The organism is Clostridium sp., assembly GCF_050717535.1.
Taxonomy (GTDB): Bacteria; Bacillota; Clostridia; order Clostridiales; family Clostridiaceae; genus Clostridium_AD.
The window spans coordinates 42,850-62,243 of the sequence record NZ_JBOITM010000076.1 but is presented as its reverse complement, the minus strand read 5'-3'; the positions used below and the strand labels follow the sequence as shown (position 1 = coordinate 62,243).

Sequence of the window (19,394 nt, the reverse complement as noted above, 5' to 3'; positions counted from 1 at the left end):
ATGTAATTAAATTAATTTTTGCATATTTCTTAAGTGAGTTTTGATTTAAACAAATATGTATTACCTTATCACTTATTTATCGACACATTTTATGCAAACTTAACAATAAATACCCACAGGTGTCATGAACAAATTGTTAACACAATTTAGTACATAACATATATTTTTAACAATTAAAAAACTAGAGCATTAAACCCTAGTTCCTCAAACTTGTTTTATAAAATTATAAATACTTACTTATTTGTTTGAATATTTTTCATAGCTTCTTGAATTTTGAGGTTTATTGTATTAGCTTGTGCTTGAGTTATTACTTTACTTTTCACCAATGAACTCATCCCATTAATAGTAGTTGTTGTATCAGTATTAGGTGTCATTACTGTATTAGGTGTCCTTACTGTGTTAGGTGTCTTTACTCCATTAGGTGTGGTTACTGTGTTAGGTGTTGTTACTGCATCAGGTGCTGTTACTGTATCAGGTACTGCTACTGTATTAGGTGTCATGCTGTTTGTTATTGCTGCCAGCACTTTACTTGATTGTGTCTGTGTTATTGTCTTTGCAGTAACTAACTCTTTAAGAGTCTTAGAATAAAGTTCCCTCATGGCTATTGAGTTAGATTGGTTAGGTTTTATAGTATTGCTCATTTGTTGTTTCGTAACAACATTTGGTATTTTTGTACGACCACTACAACCAGAAAATACCAAAATAGTCATACTGGCACTAACTAATATTGAAGCAATTTTTGTGTTTTTCATTTTTTCACCATCCTCACATGTAATTTTAATTTATTACTTTATGATTAGGATAAATTGATGAAAATATACTAACAATATTAACAACAACAACTTGACCAGAGAAGCTAGAAGGTGAATGAAGGTCATATTCTTGCTAAGAAAAATTTCGCAGATTCTAAGATAAAATAAAAATTATTAGTTCCCTGATAATCGTCCTCGTGCCTGTTTTTTTGCTTTAAACCACAACATAATTAATATAAGTATGCCAAGAATACCAATGATGCACTGTCCGATAAACATAGCAGTTGTGGAATGTGTAAACAATCCAATTACTGAGGAGATTCCATTCCAAAGTCCATGTAGCATAACCACCGTAACATATGCTCCAATGACCCTTAAATTTATTGCAAATTTCCTCGGAGCACTTTCTCTTAAAAGTACTGCTGCTAAAATAGCTGTCCAAGTACCATGTCCTAGTGGCGATAATATTCCTCTGAGTAGTGTTATATAAACAGTAGATGATAAACTTCCACCACTCTTTAAGAACGTAGTAAAGGCATAACCTGAGCTCTCTAATGCAGCAAATCCCATTCCCGCTGCTGCTCCAATAATTAGCCCATCTAGCTGAAGGTCATGTTCTCTATTTCTGAAAATAACTAGTACTGCAACGATTTTTGCGAATTCTTCAATTATACCTACAAAAATAGCTGTTGAAAAATTTACGTTATGAATAAAAATTGGTTCAAGCATTGCTGCTGCAAAGACCCCTAAAAACCCACCATAAAAAAAACCTGAAAGAGTCATAGGCATACTTACATTGCTTAAAGTTCTCTTTTGATATAAAAAGGCCACGTAGGTAACTGGTATAAGGAAGTTGCCCAGCATAACTATTGCTGGAAATAAATTTGGGTTTTGCGTTAATACCAGAACTTCTAACCCTACTATGTATATTATTAACCCTATAACTAATAATCTCCACCATTTATAACGTTTTCTAGTTGGCCTTTTTTCCATGTTTTACATATCCCCTTCTGTGAACCTCCCATCACCGAAGTGACGGTGTTATATTATTAATAATTGAGTTTAGATGTCTTAATTTAAATTTGGTCTAATATATATTGTTCTCAAATTTCTTAAAATTATATGTACCCCCGTAAAATGTTTTAACATTGTATAATAAATAAAAGGTCCAAGCAATACATTGAGTATCTTACTTGAACCTTTTTAATATTTAAGTTTTATATTTTTTTATAAACTATTTCTGTTCTTATAACCTCATATCCTGACGAACCTAATTTTATCTTAATGGCTTAAAGCCTTTTAAGCGTAATGCATTGGTTAAAACTGAAACTGAACTAAAACTCATTGCAAGGGCTGCTATCATAGGATTTAGAAGTGGACCACCAAATAAATGTAGCACTCCCATTGCAACTGGTATTCCCAGTGCATTGTACCCAAATGCCCAAAAAAGATTTTGTTTTATATTTGTTATAGTTTTCTTACTTAGTTGTAGCGCTGTAGGTACATCCATTAAATCACTTCTCATTAGAACTATATCTGCAGATTCCATTGCTACGTCCGTGCCGGATCCTATAGCTATACCAATATCTGCCTGAGCAAGTGCTGGAGCATCATTAATTCCATCCCCAACCATAGCAACTCTTTTACCTTCAGCTTGAAGTTTCTTAACCTCATTTGCTTTATCCTCTGGCAAAACTTCTGCCAGCACTATATCAATACCAACTTGCACCGCAATGGCTGCTGCAGTTCTCTTATTATCACCAGTTATCATGGCAACTTCTATTCCCATGCTATGGAGTCTTTCTATTGCTTTTTTACTATTTTCTTTAACAGTGTCAGCAACTGCAATTATTCCACTTATCTTATTCTCTATAGCAATATACATAGGAGTCTTGCCTTCCTGTGCAAGTTTATTTGAAATCTCCTCTAATATATCCAAGGAAATTTTACTATCTATCATAAGTTTTCTATTTCCTAATAATATTTTATTACCATCTATATTAACTTCAATTCCATAACCAGGTATAGCTTTAAAACTTTCTACTTTCTTAAATTCTAGCGCTTTTTCTTCTGCATCCTTAACTATAGACTCCCCTAATGGATGTTCAGATCCTTTTTCAGCTGACGCAGCTATTTGAAGCAAATAATTCTGGGAAGTACCCTCTACCGTAACTATATCTGTCACCTTTGGTTTCCCCTGGGTGAGTGTTCCAGTTTTATCAAATACTATGGTTTGAATTTTGTGTGCAGTTTCTAGAGCTACACCACTTTTTATAAGCACGCCATATTCTGCACCTTTTCCGGTTCCCACCATTATTGCTGTAGGTGTTGCTAGACCAAGAGCACAAGGACAGGCTATTACAAGCACTGAAATAAATATAGTCAATGAAAACACTGCGGACTCTCCAGCTATTAACCAAGCTATTGACGCAACTAGCGCAAGTCCTATAACCACAGGTACAAAATAACTTGATATAACATCCGCCATGTTTGCTATAGGCGCCTTTGAGCCTTGTGCATTTTCAACTAAGGTTATTATTTGTGCAAGAGCAGTATCTTTACCAACTTTAGTTGCTTTGAACTTAATAGATCCATTTTTATTTATACTTGCACCAATTATTTTATCTCCAAAAGTTTTTTCTACTGGCATACTTTCACCAGTAAGCATTGACTCATCTACAGATGTAGTTCCTTCTACCACTATGCCATCTACGGGCATTTTCTCACCTGGTTTAACAACTACTATATCTTCAACTTCTACTTCATCAATTGAAATCTCAACTTCTGCATTATCTCTTATTATTATCGCAGTTTTCGGAGCAAGACCCATAAGCTTCTTAATTGCCTCAGAAGTTTTCCCTTTAGTTACAGATTCCAAATACTTACCAAGAGTTATTAGTGTTAAGATTACACCAGCTGATTCAAAATACATTTCATAGCCAGTCTTACCTGCAAGTATTTGAGTTACTGAAAATAGACTATACAAAAAAGCGGCCGATGTACCCATTGATATTAATGAATCCATATTTGGACTTAATCTAAATAATGATTTGAATCCAACTATATAGTATTTTTTACCTGTATATAGTATTGGTAGAACAAGTGCTAATTGTAGCAGAGCATAAACTTTCATATGCATCATTGGATCAATAACTCCAGGCAACATAATATTTAGTTTTATAGTAATCATTGGTACCATTGCAACTAATAACAATGGAACTCCAAATATTGCAGATATTAAAAATCTATTCCATAGAGCCTTTATTTCTTTTTCCTTTTTTTCTTTATCCATATCTACGTTGCTCTCATCCTCAAGAGCCTTATATCCAGCTTTTTCTATAGCCTTCTTTATATCTGATGTTCTTATTAATGATGGTTCAAAAGAAATAGTTAGTTTTTCAGTAGCAAAATTTACATTGGCATCGTCAACACCTGGTAATTTCTTAGAAACTCGTTCTATATTCTTTGCACATGCCGCGCAGGTCATACCCTCTAGCTTTAGTGTTTTATTAGTAGTTTGAACTGCTATTTTATATCCAGCTTTTTCAACTGCCCTTTGTATATCCTCTAATTTTATCAATGCATCATCATAATTTATATTTAATTTTTCTGTAGCAAAATTTACGCTAGCCTCTTCAACGCCAGGCAATTTTTTTGAAACTCTTTCTATTGTTTTTGCACAAGCCGCGCAAGTCATTCCTTCAATTTTAAGTGCCTTTTTCGCCATATTAAGTCCCTCCTTATATTATTTATTACCAATTAATTTGGCAAGTAGAGCAATTATTTCATCAACCTTTTCTTCCCCCGTATTATTCATAAATGCGTCTTTTACGCAATGATTAAGATGCTGTTTTAAAATTAACATATTTGCTTTTTTAAGTAGAGATTGCACCGCAATTATTTGATTTGATACATCTATACAATACCGACCTTCGTCTATCATCTTTATTATCCCCTCAATTTGTCCTTTTGATGTTTTAAGGGATTGAATCGCTAGCTCTTGCTCTTTATTCAATTAAATTGCTCCTTTCTACATATCTCACAAAGAGAAATGTTTTAATCTAATTTTAGCCCACCCCCTATGGGGGGTGTTTAGCTTTCTTTAATTATATAATACCATATTTTTGTGATTAATATTCATCTAATTGTAAATAGCCGATATTTTTAAGATTAAAAAAACTTGGGGAATATTATTACCAAATAATTTAAATAAAATTAGAGAAAGCCTATCCCATAGATTTCTCTATGAAATAAGCTTTTTCTTAATTGCTGCTGCTACCAACCTTATATCTTACATTAATATATCCGGTATCTCATCCTATAATTTTAAAGTAACTTAATCAACTCTTCTAACTCCTGGGATAGATCTTTTGCAAGTGTTAAATCAGTATCTTTTAATGCCAATTCTATTTTTGTTTCAACTAATTTTTTCTTTTGTTCAATTTCTAAATAGTCTTTGTCAAAATGACTAGCATAAATCATCTTTCTAAATTTTCGCATACTCATTTTTCGAATTGTCTTATCCTCAATCATTAAAACAAAATCCATACAATTTACTATAGAGTAAAAATCATGAGAAATCATTAAAATTGCACCTTTATAGTTCTCTATGGCCTTTTCTAGTGCTATTTGTGAATAGGTGTCTAGGTGACTTGTGGGTTCATCAAGAAGCAGCATGTTTGCTTTACTAGCAGAAACTTTAGCCAATTGAAGTATGTTTTTTTCTCCACCAGACAAAGAACCTATCTTTTGATTAATATATTCTTCTTCAAACCCATAACCAGAAATATATTCTATAACCTCTTGATTAGTTTTAAACCCAGCATCTAAAAATTCTTCAAGTATGGTATTAGCCTCATTTAATGTTTTGCCTTGAAGTTGAGATAAATAAGCCACTTCAACATCTTTATTTATTTCAATAGAATCATTATTATTTTTAAAGATTTCTTGAAGTATTGTGGTTTTGCCAGTACCATTTGGGCCAACAATGGCCACTTTATCAGTAGATTTAATCTCAAAGTTAACATTTTCCAGTAGTGTATCATCAAAGCTAACACTGTAATCACTAACTTTTAAAACAATAGTTTCCACCATTTCATTCTCTGCAACTAGACTGATATCTGGCTGTTTAATGTCTACCAATGGCGTTTTAATTCTACTTTTTTCTAATCTTTCTTGAATTTTAACTCTAGCATTTAGAGATTTTCCTTTAGAAGATTGACCATATTCAGTTGCGAGAAATCTTAGTTTTTTTATTAATTTCTCGTTTCTCTCAAGTTCTACATTATCATCAATAGCTAGTTCTTGCAGCTCAATTTTAGTTTGAAGCAGTGAAAAGTTATAATCAATATAGTTTCCATCAAACTCTTGGATCTCCATGTTTTCAAGATGCAGGATTTTATTAAAACAATGATTCAATATATATCTGTTGTGCGTAATAATTAACATTGTTCCACTGAACGAATTAATTAGATTTTTAAGGGCATTAAGGTTTTCAAAGTCTAAAAACACATCTGGTTCATCCATAATCATTAAGTCTGGACTATTTAGCATTTCTTTAATTACTTGAATAAGCTTAAATTCGCCACCACTAAGTTCAGATATCATTAAATCTTTATACCTTATTAAGTCTGCAAGATTTAGGCTTTTATTAATACGGTTTTCGAAATAATCCCCATTAATCGCATTAAATGCGTCTAAAGCTTGTTGATATTTTTCTAGCAAAGCATCAATATCAGAAGATGTTTCCATTTCGCTGCAAATAGCTGTTATTTCATTTTGTAACTTAATAAATTTTTCCCCTATATATATTCGAAAACTGTAATTTCTTTTGTTTCGCCTTGTTGTGAAAATTGGCTTACATACCCAATTCTACAATTTGGCTCTATCTCAAGCTTACCATCAAACATATATTTTTCTGGATCCATAATTATATCTATTAATGTACTTTTTCCACTACCATTTGTTCCTATAAAAGCACAATGCTTACCATCTTCCAATGTAAATGAAATGTTATTATATAAATTCTTTTGCGGAAATGAGTAGGACAAGTTATCAACCTTAAACATATTATTACCTCTGTTTATCACTAAAAAAGAGCCTATAAAAATAAGCTCTTCAATATATTCTCTTGTAATTGTAATTTTAAACTTGATTTTTATGTAGTGATGACATTCTACTTAGTTTACCATATATAGCATAACACTTTTTACTACTAAGTTCAATCATTTCATATTAAAATTTTATCAGTATTTTATCTGCTCGAATTTGCTTTCTCTTACCATATCATAAAGCATCCCTTGCTTTAACAAACTACTATTTCCACCTAATGCATCTACTAACGTATATGCAAATGCTAGGGTTGAAGCTGGACCTCTGCTGGTAATCAAGTGATCATCTACCGCAACGACATCTTCTACATAATTTGCATCTTTAAGCAATGTGGTATATTCCACTCCAGGATATGATGTTATTTTGCGTCCCTTTATAATTCCTGCTTTTTCTAAAATAATAGGTGCTGCACAAATAGCTGCAACAAATTTTTCCGGTGCTTTATCAAAATATTTTACTAATTCAATGACCCTTTCATCATCTCTTAAATTTGTTGCACCAGGTAATCCACCAGGTAAAACAATCATATCGTATTCTTTTATTTCATCACTTATAATTTTATCCGCCTTTACCACAATACCATGCGAACCTTTTACCATTTCTTCATTGATACTTATAGAATCGCATTGAAATCCTGCCCTTCTTAAAATATCAACTACAAATAAGGCTTCACCCTCTTCAAATCCTTCTGCTAAAAAAACTGCAACTCTTCTCAATTTAACCCTTCCCTTCTTTTATCAATATAACCTCGATTTGGTTTATTTTTTTCTCTATCATCCCCTAATTTAGGAGATTTATTTTCTGCCAGAAGATTCTTCCAGTATATCAATTGTTTTTGTTAATGAATCCGCGAATTCTTCATCAGAAGAGTTTTTGAAGATAAGCAAATCATCTTTTACATAAGGATCATCTAAGGCAATAGGAATGTCAAAATTAATTCCTTCAATATATTCATTCCAATTCGCAAGTTTCCACGTATCCCTATCAGAATTCCTTTCAACCATTCTTTTTTGTGTTACATCTATTGAAGTTTCTACCCAGATAACCACCAAAGATGCGTTCTTATCTTTTAATACTGCTTTTAGCTTTTTGATATAGTTCAAATCTCTTATTTCTTTTGTAAATGGTGCATTGATTAGCACAATATCATCATAATTCAAAGCTTCCAGTGCAATTGCTACTATTGTTTCATATTCATAATCACGTATATTTTCATTGAAAAAATCTGAGCTTCTATTATATTCTTCTCCTGCCGCAACAAAAATCTGTTTAGATAATTTTATGAGTGTATCTTTATCGAGATACACAACATGACTTAATTCCTCGGCAAGTTTTTTTGCTATATAAGTTTTTCCACTTGCTGGTGGTGATGTCACTAAAATTAGTTTTTTCATAATAATCCTCCCTATCATATATTTTAAGTTTCCGCAAAAATAATCTACTTAAATCATATCCCAATTGCACTAATATTTCAAATAATATCTCAATTCAATCTCATAAAAACCCCCAGAAGACAGTGAGGTATAGCTGGATATTGTCCATCTTTATACTTTTCTAAGTATTTTATATACACTAGGTGGAATAAATTCAAAAAAAGTTTCATAAAATATGAAACTTTTTTTAACAAAGCACTATTCAATATATAAGAGAAGGACATTAGTACAGATTCGCCTCATAAAATATAAAAATCAAATTCTATCTATTCCTATTAGTTTTAAAGCAACTCTTAATTGTGCTTTTAAATCCTCATTGATATTATTATTTTTCTTAACCTCTATATAGATTTTTCTTATCTTATCACTTTGTGCTTGATTAAAAGTAATTTTAGGTAGTTTGTTAATATTTGAAATATAGTTATGGACCCCTTCATCCGTTAAGTTTTTTATAAGATTACTATTATATTTATCTATTAACTTATAATAATTTTTTTTGACCATATAAAACTTTGTCTTTAAATAAGTAAATATAGCTGTAAATGGCACCAATAATCTAATTATTATTTTCCACATATTATATATCCCCTTTTTATAAATAAAATTAAAACTCTTACTCAATTACCTAACTAACAAAGTTATGAACTATATCATTATCATTGGCTATTTCTATCAATAATTGTTACATTAATTTCATTTCATCTCAGGGTACAATTATGAAACAATCACAAGTTAATTATACCATTATGTACCATAGATTACTATTTTTTAGAGTGAGTGAATTATAAATAAGTATACATCTCTACTTGCGGTTGAAAATTTTATTGAAATAGTTAGCATTATTGCCTATGAATGGAATAAAATCATCTCATCTAAAATTATAGGGACAGGTCCTCATATTTCAGAATATATAGAGATTTACAATTCTATTAAAAAGTTATACAATTATGGGTATGCGTTATTACAAAAGAGGTGTATTAATATGAATGCTTTTATAAGTTTAGGTATAGCATTAATTGTTGGTATAATATTTGGAAAATTAATGAATAAATTCAAAATACCATCTGTTGCTGGATATATAATCGCAGGGTTAATTCTTGGAGTTTCGGGATTTAATATTGTTAACCCTGATATAATAAATAAGCTATCATTTATTAGTGATTTTGCATTGGCAATTATTGCTTTTAAAATCGGAAGTGAACTTGAAGTATCAGTTATTAAAAAACTAGGTAAGTCTATTTTCATAATAGCAACATGTGAAGCTCTAGGGGCTTTTTTCTTAGTTGCAATTGCAATGTATTTTTTAACACACAGTATACCAATTGCCTTAATACTTGGTGCAGTAGCATCTGCAACTGCTCCAGCTGCCACGGTAATGGTTTTAAAGGAATGTAAAGCTAAGGGGCCATTAACTAGCACACTACTTGGAGTAGTGGCCGTGGATGATGCAATTTGTCTTATGATATACTCTATCGCATCTTCCATAGCAAAGGTCTTTATAAAACATCAGCAAATCACAATTTTTAAGGTTCTTGTACATCCAATAGCAGAAATTCTATTATCACTTGGGTTAGGTTGTGTTTTAGGAATAGCTTTATGTTATTTACTTGCTAACTGTCGCAATAAAGAAGAGGATCTTGGCTTCGTAGTAGGAACATTATTATTATTAATCGGCATCTGCACAATATTTAATCTATCTTCCCTACTTGCCGCGATGACATTGGGTACAATAGTAGCTAATGTATCATCTTATAGCAGAAAAGCATTCTTTAATATAGATACATTTTCGCCACCTATTATTGCTGCTTTCTTTATATTAGCAGGTTGTAGATTAGATATTTCATTATTACCACATATAGGTGTAATCGGTGTTGCTTATTTCATTTTTAGGATGATTGGCAAAATCTCCGGTGCGTCGCTTGGTGCCTCATTATCAAAAGCACCTGAAACGGTTAAGAAATATCTAGGTTTTGGATTGCTTTCACAAGTGGGTGTTGCAATAGGTCTCGCTATCACAGTTAGTAAAGAATTTAGTGGTACTCCACTTGGTTCTACTGTAATAACAATACTTTTGGCTACCACAATTGTTACAGAGTTAGTTGGACCAATATTAACTAAAAATGCTATAATAAAAGCTAAGGAATCTAATATTTAATTAAGGAGAGATAACATATGTATGCAGTGTTTATTATATTAAGTGACATTGATAAATTAGATGATATTTCTAAGGTATTTTATGAGAATGGTTGTGGTGCTACAACTATAGATAGTCAAGGACTAGGCAGTGTGCTACTTGAAAGCAGCCTAGATATTCCAATTTTTGCAGGTATAAGAAGACTTGTTGAAGGAACTAAGCCTTTTAATAAAACCATAGTAAGCGTAATAGAAGGAGAACCCAAATTAAGAGGTGTTGTAGATACAATAAGCAAAGAATTTACAGATAAACCTGGAACTGGTGTTATGTTTGTAATGCCTATTTTAGAATGTTACGGAATTGAAAATGTAGAATATGAAAAGCATTAGAAAGTAACTAAACTACACAAAAATATCCGAAAACTAACAGAGATAATGTTTACAATGAAAATAGTGCCTGAGAAGGCACTATTTTTTTGACTTTCCACGGAGGTATCTATTTTATGTCTTAGTGTGAGTTCCCTTTGAAGATTAACTTTCACAAATCAAAGGCTATGTTGCAAATTTGCACAACCCACCATTTTTGATGATTTACTCTCTTTCATAAAAATTATATCATTATTATTATTATAGACAATCCAATACAAAATTCCTGTATTTTAAATAAAAAGACTTAGTACAGGATTTTCTATTAAACAAAAAAAATTAAATTAGCGGAATAATAACAGTTAAAGATTCAAGCTGGTTATTAAGTGTTACTGTTAATAGGCAACCTCAATTTATTAATCAACCTGATGATGTTATAGTTATATGGGCATATGCACTATTCCCTAACAATGAAGGTGATTTCATTAAAAAGAAAATGAGCGAATGTAATGGTAGAGAATTATTACAAGAGCTTTTATATCATTTAGGAATTAACGAAAAAGATATGCATGAATACATTGAAACATGTATTGTAATTCCTTCTATCATGCCTTATATCACAAGTCAATTTATGCCTCGTGTTAAAGGAGATAGACCACAAGTTGTACCTGCAGGTAGTACAAACCTTGCATTTTTAGGTCAATTTGCAGAAGTTAAAAATGATTGTGTGTTTACAGTTGAATATTCAGTTCGTTCTGCTATTATGGCTGTATATACTTTACTCCGACTTGAAAAAAATCCACCTGAAATATACCCTAGCCAATATGATGTACGTATTGTTGCTAAAGCAGCTAAAGCACTGTATAGTGGAAGATCATTACCTGCTGAAGGAATTATCAAAAAATTATTGAGCAATACAAGTTTAGAAGGCTTAATTTAAGTCTAATGAATAAAAAGCTATGAAATTTGAGTTTAAAAACTTAATTCATAGCTTTTATATCTATAAAAGCTATTGTGGTATTTCAAATTCTAATAGTGCTTTATGAGTATCTCCAATTATTATTTTATTAAGATTATCAACAATTTGCTCTGGATTTTCTTTCATATTTTTTCTTATCCATTCAAGCAATAAACCAACAAGCGCAACCTTATAAAAATTTACTACAAATTCCTTTTCTTTTGCAGACACTTCTTTTCCTAAGGTAATTTCATCTACAACATTTAAAACGAGGTTGTACACTGCACTATATAAGTGAGCTTCTAATTGTTCTCGACCAATAGAATTATAAGTATTTAAAACCATTTTTCGGTTTTCACTCAAATAATTGAATATTCTCAAAAACCCCTCTTGCCATGTCTTATAGGTTTTATTTTCTGCCATTACATTTGCAACTTCATTTTTAAAAATCCATTCTAAAAGTGCATAAATATCTTGAAAGTGATAATAAAATGTACGACGGTTTACTTTGCACACTTTAACAATATCATTAACAGTAATTTTAGCTAAAGGAGCAGTATTCATTTTACTTTTTAATGATTGCGCTAAAGCTTGTTTCGTTATATCTGACATACTTTTCACCCCCTATTTTGTTAAATATATAAATATTATATTTTGAATATAATATTTAGTCAACTTAGCATCGCGGCATTTTAAAATACAAAGCACTGTAGATGTCCTTATGCCTTTATAAATAATTTAAATATTAGCTCTTCCTTTTCCTTGTAACCTTTTATAGTTCCGCCATGAAGCTTTACAATATCCTTCACAATAGACAGACCTAGACCGCTACCCTCATCACTTCTGGATTGATCCCTTTTGTATAATCTTTCAAAAAAACTATCTACTTCTGCTTCAGAAATTGACTCTTTAGGAACATTACTCAAAGAAAAAGCTCCATAGTTTACATTATTAAGTTTTTCTCTAGAAATTTTAATTTTAACTATAGTATTCGCTTTAGAATACTTTAAAGAATTACTTAGAAGATTATTTACTGCCCTCGCAAGCAGATCGGAATCGCCATAAATGTAAACAGGTTCATTTGACAACTCCAATTCTAGTTTTAATGACTTTTCCTCAAATCCACTTTCTTCATCCTCAAATAGCTGTCTTGCTAATTCATTTAATTCTAAGTTTTCATTGTTTAGAACTATATCCTTTGAAGTAAGTTTTGAATATTGAAAAAAATCCTCCATCATAGTTGCAAGAAACAAACCTTTACGCTCTATGATGTTGATATATTTATTCATTTCTTCCTTAGAATCATATTTTTCTTTCTTAATCATATCAATATATCCAAGAATGGTTGTAAGCGGAGTTCGTATGTCATGAGAAATATTGGTGAGAAATTCGCTTCTTTTCTGATCTTCTTTATCTAATTCAGAGGCCATATAATTAATGTCTTCTGCAAGATCTCTTAATTCGTTTCTATATTTAATGGGGGCTCTGTGAGTCAAATCACCCTCTGTAATAATTGCCACAGAGGCTTTTATTTTAGAAATATATGATATTCTTCCCCCTATAAGCAGGAAGAAGCATATTAGAAACCCTATTAAGGCATAAACTAGCATACCAGTGTCATCTTGTCCATATCTTAGATAAACATAATATAAAAAGTATCCATCTTTCAAATAGTCACAACCAGAAATTTTAAAAACATTATTATCAGTTTTTGAATTAGAATATTCTTTTTTACCATCTATAATCTCATTCTTATCAATAACGAGTAAGCCTTTATTACTTCCGGCTACAACCGTACCTGTAGCATCCACTACATAAAAGCTGTAACCAAACTTAAAGCTATATTTTCTATCTAAAAGCTGCTGTAATTCAGGATGATTATTAAGGTTACTACTGTTAAGATCTTTCTCTACACCAGTAATACTTTCAGAATAGATATTATTTATTCTGTAGGTAGAATTTTCACTATATAAACCTATCCCTTGATTTTTAATCATTATAGCAGCAGTCAAGGAAATTACTAAAGAGATTAATGAAATTATAACCAATTCACCCTTAAGCTTAATAATCCTTCTCAACTTTATACCCCGCTCCCCAAATAGTTTTTATATATTTAGCTTCTTTAACTTTATCACCTAATTTTTCTCTTAAATTACGCATATGAACAATTACACTGTTATCATTTTCTAAAAAGGTTTCTTTCCATATCAATTGATACAGCACTTTAGTTGAATATACTCGTCCCTTATTTGATGCTAAGGTGCTCAGAATCTCAAATTCCTTTGGAGTTAATATAATTTCTTCTCCGCATATTTGTACTGTATGCTCTAAAAGATTGATTTCTAAATCCTTTACTTTTAATATGCTATTAACATCAGGGACATTAATAATAGCAGTCCTTTTTAATATTGCAAGAACTCTTAGAGATAATTCTGCAAAGTCAAAAGGCTTAACTACATAATCATCACACCCCTTGGTAAATCCCTTTATTTTGTCTATTTGCTCACTTTTAGCAGTTAAAAGAATTACAGGGGTATCACAAAACTCTCTTAGCTTGGCAAGCATTACATAACCATCCATTTGGGGCATCATAATATCTAATAATATCAATGAAAAGGGTTTATTTTTAGTAATTTCTAGGCCTTCTTCACCATCACAGGCATAATCAACTTCATAACCTTCTCTAGAAAAATAATTTCCAAGCATTTCTCTTATGTCTGAATCATCATCCACAATCAATATTTTATTCTGCATGCTAACACCTATCCCTAAGTTTTTTTCTTAATTATACCATTTTAAATTTCTCTTCACTATAAATAGATAAATCAGATGGTTTTACTTTTCTAAGTATAAAAAGTCCATAAATTAATATAGGTAACATTACTATAATAGATGCTATAGAATTAGGTATTGATATAGTAAAATAAGCTTTGTTAATACCTCCACCAACAGCAATTTCTCTAAGACTACCCAAAATATCAAATATAGCATGAAGAATAATTGCTGGATATATACTTTTATTTCTTAAAACACATGCTGCAAAAAACACTCCAATAAACGTAGCATAGGTAATTTGCGTAAGACTAGCAAGCAATGAAAAATGATGTAATATAAAATGAACTATATGAGTTGAACCAAATAATACACTTGATAAAATTACTGAAAGGTAACAGCCTTTTTTTGTACTTCCCCACTTGTGGAGCATTACACCTAAAACTACACCACGGCACAGTATCTCTTCAAACAATCCTGTAGATAAATAGGTTAATATAAAAAGTATAATTATAGTCGGTTTTGATTTATCTATAACAATACTGCCATCTATTAATCCTGCTCCATTAAGAAAAGAAAATATTATCATAGGCCATACAATCCATAAAGACTTACATTCTTTAAACCGTGTAAATCCTACACTAGTAAATAAATCAAATTGTTTCAAAATCATTATTAAAAATAGACTAGCGATTACTTGTTCAAGTATACCAGTTACATATTCACCAGCTTGAAATCCTAGAAAAGGTGAAAAAATTGGTCCGAGTGGTATAAATGTAAATGCTACAGAAGCAATAATTAGAATAGCTGAAAAAATCACGGGTTTCTCAAAGGCATAGATTTTTAGTTTGTTCATGTAGGTTTCTCCTTTTTGAATATTTTATTTGCAGATTTTAAGTGAATCATCTAAGTGACCTCCTATTTTAAAAATTGAATCTGCTATATCTATAATTATAAAATATAAAAAGTACGAAATTTATGTTTTAAAAATAAGTAAATTATAAAGATTACAATCTACCAACTCATGAATTTTTGCTTAGATTCGAACTGACTACTTAAAAGCTTATGCAATCTTTCTTTATCTTCTTTTAGATTTCACTTGAAAAAAATAGGCAATCCACAAAGGATTGCCCATCTTTTTAATAGTCATTGCTAGCAATTTAAGGTTCTATTGACTAAATAAAACCTAGTAGAAAGCTCTTGCTGCTTACTACTCACTAAATTTATAGTAACTTAATCAGCTCTTCTAACTCCTGCGATAAAACTTTTGCAAGCTCAATATCAGTATCTTTTAAAGCCAATTCTATTTTTGTTTCAACTAATTTTTTCTTTTGCTCAATTTCTAAATAGTCTCTGTCAAAATAACTAGCATAAATCATCTTTCTAAATTTTCGCATACTCATTTTTCTAATTGTCTTATCTTCAATGATTAATACAAAATCCATACAGTTTACTATAGAATAGAAATCATGAGAAATCATGAGAATCGCACCTTTATAGTTTTCTATGGCTTTTTCCAGTGCTATTTGTGAATATGTATCTAAATGACTTGTGGGTTCATCAAGAAGCAGCATGTTTGCTTTACTAGCAGAAACTTTAGCTAGTTGAAGTATATTTTTTTCTCCACCAGATAAAGACCCTATCTTTTGATTAATGTATTCTTCTTCAAAACCATAGCCAGAAATATATTCTCTAACCTCTTGATTAGTTTTAAAACCAGCATCTAAGAACTCTTCAAGTATAGTATTGGATTCATTTAGTGTTTTACCTTGAATTTGAGATAAATAAGCCACTTCAACATCTTCATTTATCTCAATGGAATCATTATTATTTTCAAAGATTTCTTGAAGTATTGTGGTTTTCCCGGTACCATTCAAACCCACAATGGCTACTTTATCAGTAGATTTAATTTCAAAGTTAACATTTTCTAGAAGCACATCATCAAAGGCAACACTGTAATCACTAACTTTTAAAGCAATGGTTTCCACAATTTCATTATCTGTAACTAAACTAATATTAGGCTCTATAATATCTACAAATGGCGCTTTAATTCTACTTTTTTCTAATCTTTCTTGAATTTTAACTCTAGCATTTAGAGATTTTCCTTTAGAAGGTTGATCAAGCTCAGTTGCTAGATATCTGAGTTTTTTTATTAACTTCTCGTTTCTCTCAAGTTCTTCATTATCAGTAATAGCTAGTTCTTGCAGTTCAATTTTAGTTTGGAGTAATAAAAAGTTATAATCAATATAGCTTCCATCAAACTCTTGGATCGACCTGTTTTCAAGGTGCAGAATTTTGTTAAAACAATGATTTAATAGATATCTGTTGTGCGTAATAATTAACATTGTTCCTTTGTGCGAATTAATTAAATCTTTGAGAGAATTAAGGTTTCCAAAGTCTAAAAACACATCAGGTTCATCCATAATCATTAAGTCTGGAGTATTTAGCATTTCCTTAATTACTTGAATAAGCTTGAATTCCCCACCACTAAGTTCAGATATCATTAGATCTTTATACTTGATTAAATCTGCAAGATTTAGGTTTTTATTAATATTGTTTTCAAAATCATCCCCATTAATTGCATCAAATGCGTCTAAAGTTTGTTGGTACTTTTCTAATAAAGATTCAATATCCGAAGATGTTTCCATTTCGCTGCAAATGGATGTTATTTCATTTTGTAGTTTAATAAATTTTTCCCCTATATATTCGAAAACTGTAATTTCTTTTAATTCTCCAAGTTGTGAGAATTGACTTACATACCCAATTCTACAATTTGAGTCCATGGCGAGCTTTCCATCGAACATATATTTTTCTGGATCCATAATTATGTCTATCAATGTACTTTTTCCGCTGCCATTTGTTCCTATAAAAGCACAATGCTCTCCATCTTCCAATGTAAATGAAATGTTATTATATAGATCCTTTTGCGGAAATGAGTAGGACAAGTTATCAACTTTTATCATATTATTACCTCTCTTTATCACTAAAAAAGAGCCTATAAAAATAAGCTCTTCAATATATTCTGTTATAAATTGCAATTTTATACTTGATTTTTATATAGTAAAAACATTCTACTGAGTTTACCATAGATATCATAACACTTTTTACGACTAAGTTCAATCATTTCATATTAAAGCTTCTCATGTCGCTACCCTATTTTATGTCCGTTCAGTCTGTTTTTAATCTACAATTTTATTACTTCATATATTTTTCTACTAATTCATAACATCTATTCTTTGTTGTATCTTGTAATGAGCTAGTATATATTAATGGTTCCATTGTTCCGCCTTTCACTTCTAATGATTCCTTTTTAGCTTTAGCATCTCTATTTGATATCCACTGAGTTTCTTCACTCTGCAGTTTCTTCATATCAGCAGATGATAGCTGTCCTTTTAATACATTATAGATTTCGTTAAGCGCTGCATCCCATTGTGTAAGCCTTTCACTTGCAGCCTCTCTCATATCTAATGTTGTACCAGCATCTTTCTCTTTTAAAGATTCTAGTGCTATTTCAATATTGTCTAGTTTAGTTTTATATTCCTGTTTCTTGCTTTCTTCCTTAACCTTTACTTTATCTTCTGTTTTAGTATTATTAATAAAATCTTTCCAAACTTCATTTTCTGGTTTTATATTATCCTTTATGTCACCATACTTTATTTTAAGTTCTGCATAGTCACCAGCAGCATGATTAATTGCTATACCAATGCCAAAATAATCTTTCGTAAAGTAACCACAATAGTTAAACGCATCTGAATTAAAATAGTTAATTAAATCTTTATTTGTAGACCAACTCAACTCCTCTCCAATCAGACTAATAGCTGTCTTGTCGTCTATTCCATCCAATGGCTCAGGTGTCCATACTCTAGATTTAACATTTTTAAGTTTTTCAGCAAAGTTATTGTCTAAATTAATAAGGTCTTTAAATTTAAGTATAGCTCCATTTTCAATATTTATGTTTGTTGCATAAATATTGTTATCAGGATGCATTGACGTCTTAATGTTGCTATAACCTTTGTATACTATACTTAGAAGCCTTGAGCTTTTCCACTTTATTTCATAGTTTGCATCTATAGTTAAATCTTCTCTTTCTACATTAAAGTACGTTAATATATCATTTTTTATTAAGTCATTAATTTGTTTTTGCTTATTAACATCACTTAAATTAGTTATTTGAGGATAATTTATTTTAACTTTCTTATTTTCATAGGTTTTAGTTATTATTTCAAAATTTAAAGCATTCGTTTTATCTGAATTATTTGCCGATTGTGAAACTTCTGCATTTTGATTTGTTATTTCTTGACTAGCCTGTTGCCCCTTATTACTTGCACCCTTTGACGTACTTGTATTATTAATCATTGTTTTTGAGTTACACCCACCAATAAAAATGCTCAAAGATATTAATGAGATTAATATTATTTTCTTATTCATTTAAGTGTCCTTCCTTTCCGCACTTTATAGTATTAATTATCTACACCTAATAGTTTAATACTTATTGGGTTATTAATATTTACAATTTAGTTACATATTATCACAAAATAGTTGCAGTAATTCTTTCTTATAATATAATTCTATCCAAAATATAATATTTTTTAATATTTCACATTCTTGAAAAATAGACGTTTAATTGACAATTTAGTATTAAGCTATAATTATATTAATTTACAGTGGATTGAAGGTAAATTTTTTTTTAGCTATTTTGTAAACGTTTATATGTGTATATTAGCAAAGTTTCAAGGAACTATTTTATAATAAAAACAAATTTTAGCTATTTTCAAAATAATTTGTTTGAAATTCTGGGGGTAAGAACGAAAATATTCCTCTGGAACTGAGATACATGGGTGCCTAAGAGTTCCCGAATTGACTATATAT

The 19,394-nt window shown here is 30.6% G+C and carries 16 protein-coding genes and 1 pseudogene; 3 read left to right on the top strand and 14 right to left on the bottom strand.

Annotated features, from left to right (window positions below; genetic code table 11):
* Window positions 1–233 precede the first annotated feature (233 nt).
* From ACREVU_RS14770 to ACREVU_RS14735, 8 genes and pseudogenes are all read right to left on the bottom strand, one after another.
* Window positions 234–752, bottom strand: a complete 519-nt coding sequence (locus ACREVU_RS14770) for a hypothetical protein (RefSeq protein WP_431552369.1) — start codon at window positions 750–752, stop codon at window positions 234–236.
* Window positions 753–926: 174 nt separating this feature from the next.
* Window positions 927–1,745 (bottom strand): PrsW family intramembrane metalloprotease, encoded by an 819-nt coding sequence (locus ACREVU_RS14765; RefSeq protein ID WP_431552368.1) that lies wholly within the window; start codon window positions 1,743–1,745, stop codon window positions 927–929.
* A 283-nt stretch (window positions 1,746–2,028) separates the two neighbouring features.
* On the bottom strand, window positions 2,029–4,479 hold the full coding sequence (locus ACREVU_RS14760; RefSeq protein WP_431552367.1) for a heavy metal translocating P-type ATPase: 2,451 nt from the start codon (window positions 4,477–4,479) through the stop codon (window positions 2,029–2,031).
* 18 nt (window positions 4,480–4,497) lie between these two features.
* A complete protein-coding gene (locus ACREVU_RS14755) occupies window positions 4,498–4,767 on the bottom strand; it encodes a metal-sensing transcriptional repressor (protein WP_431552366.1) in 270 nt (89 codons plus the stop codon).
* Between the two features lie 311 nt (window positions 4,768–5,078).
* Window positions 5,079–6,820: pseudogene (locus tag ACREVU_RS14750) on the bottom strand (ABC-F family ATP-binding cassette domain-containing protein).
* 177 nt (window positions 6,821–6,997) lie between these two features.
* Complete coding sequence (locus tag ACREVU_RS14745; protein ID WP_431552365.1) at window positions 6,998–7,579, bottom strand: DJ-1 family glyoxalase III; 582 nt, start codon at window positions 7,577–7,579, stop codon at window positions 6,998–7,000.
* Window positions 7,580–7,657: 78 nt separating this feature from the next.
* Entirely contained in the window at window positions 7,658–8,257 is a 600-nt protein-coding gene (locus ACREVU_RS14740; protein ID WP_431552364.1) for a P-loop nucleotide/nucleoside kinase family protein, read from the bottom strand.
* A gap of 294 nt (window positions 8,258–8,551) precedes the next feature.
* Complete coding sequence (locus ACREVU_RS14735) at window positions 8,552–8,872, bottom strand: hypothetical protein (protein ID WP_431552363.1); 321 nt, start codon at window positions 8,870–8,872, stop codon at window positions 8,552–8,554.
* 406 nt (window positions 8,873–9,278) lie between these two features.
* Here ACREVU_RS14735 and ACREVU_RS14730 point away from each other — a divergent pair, with 406 nt between their 5' ends.
* The 3 genes from ACREVU_RS14730 (at window position 9,279) to ACREVU_RS14720 (ending at window position 11,735) form a co-directional block, all read left to right on the top strand.
* Entirely contained in the window at window positions 9,279–10,451 is a 1,173-nt protein-coding gene (locus ACREVU_RS14730) for a cation:proton antiporter (RefSeq protein ID WP_431552362.1), read from the top strand.
* A 17-nt stretch (window positions 10,452–10,468) separates the two neighbouring features.
* Window positions 10,469–10,819: a P-II family nitrogen regulator gene (locus ACREVU_RS14725; RefSeq protein ID WP_431552361.1), complete on the top strand. Its 351-nt coding sequence runs from the start codon at window positions 10,469–10,471 to the stop codon at window positions 10,817–10,819.
* 319 nt (window positions 10,820–11,138) lie between these two features.
* Window positions 11,139–11,735, top strand: a complete 597-nt coding sequence (locus tag ACREVU_RS14720) for an oleate hydratase (RefSeq protein ID WP_431552391.1) — start codon at window positions 11,139–11,141, stop codon at window positions 11,733–11,735.
* Window positions 11,736–11,804: 69 nt separating this feature from the next.
* Here the strand turns inward: ACREVU_RS14720 and ACREVU_RS14715 are convergent, their stop codons facing one another.
* From ACREVU_RS14715 to ACREVU_RS14690, 6 genes are all read right to left on the bottom strand, one after another.
* Complete coding sequence (locus tag ACREVU_RS14715) at window positions 11,805–12,365, bottom strand: TetR/AcrR family transcriptional regulator (protein ID WP_431552360.1); 561 nt, start codon at window positions 12,363–12,365, stop codon at window positions 11,805–11,807.
* Between the two features lie 107 nt (window positions 12,366–12,472).
* Complete coding sequence (locus ACREVU_RS14710) at window positions 12,473–13,831, bottom strand: HAMP domain-containing sensor histidine kinase (RefSeq protein WP_431552359.1); 1,359 nt, start codon at window positions 13,829–13,831, stop codon at window positions 12,473–12,475.
* On the bottom strand, window positions 13,815–14,507 hold the full coding sequence (locus tag ACREVU_RS14705; RefSeq protein ID WP_431552358.1) for a response regulator transcription factor: 693 nt from the start codon (window positions 14,505–14,507) through the stop codon (window positions 13,815–13,817). The genes ACREVU_RS14710 and ACREVU_RS14705 overlap by 17 nt, the downstream gene beginning before the upstream one ends.
* 31 nt (window positions 14,508–14,538) lie before the next feature.
* On the bottom strand, window positions 14,539–15,381 hold the full coding sequence (locus ACREVU_RS14700; RefSeq protein WP_431552357.1) for a CPBP family intramembrane glutamic endopeptidase: 843 nt from the start codon (window positions 15,379–15,381) through the stop codon (window positions 14,539–14,541).
* A 367-nt stretch (window positions 15,382–15,748) separates the two neighbouring features.
* On the bottom strand, window positions 15,749–17,488 hold the full coding sequence (locus ACREVU_RS14695; RefSeq protein ID WP_431552356.1) for an ABC-F family ATP-binding cassette domain-containing protein: 1,740 nt from the start codon (window positions 17,486–17,488) through the stop codon (window positions 15,749–15,751).
* Between the two features lie 232 nt (window positions 17,489–17,720).
* The gene (locus ACREVU_RS14690) at window positions 17,721–18,953 is read right to left on the bottom strand and encodes a lysozyme inhibitor LprI family protein (protein WP_431552355.1); all 1,233 of its coding nucleotides are present in this window, start codon (window positions 18,951–18,953) and stop codon (window positions 17,721–17,723) included.
* Window positions 18,954–19,394: the final 441 nt, after the last annotated feature.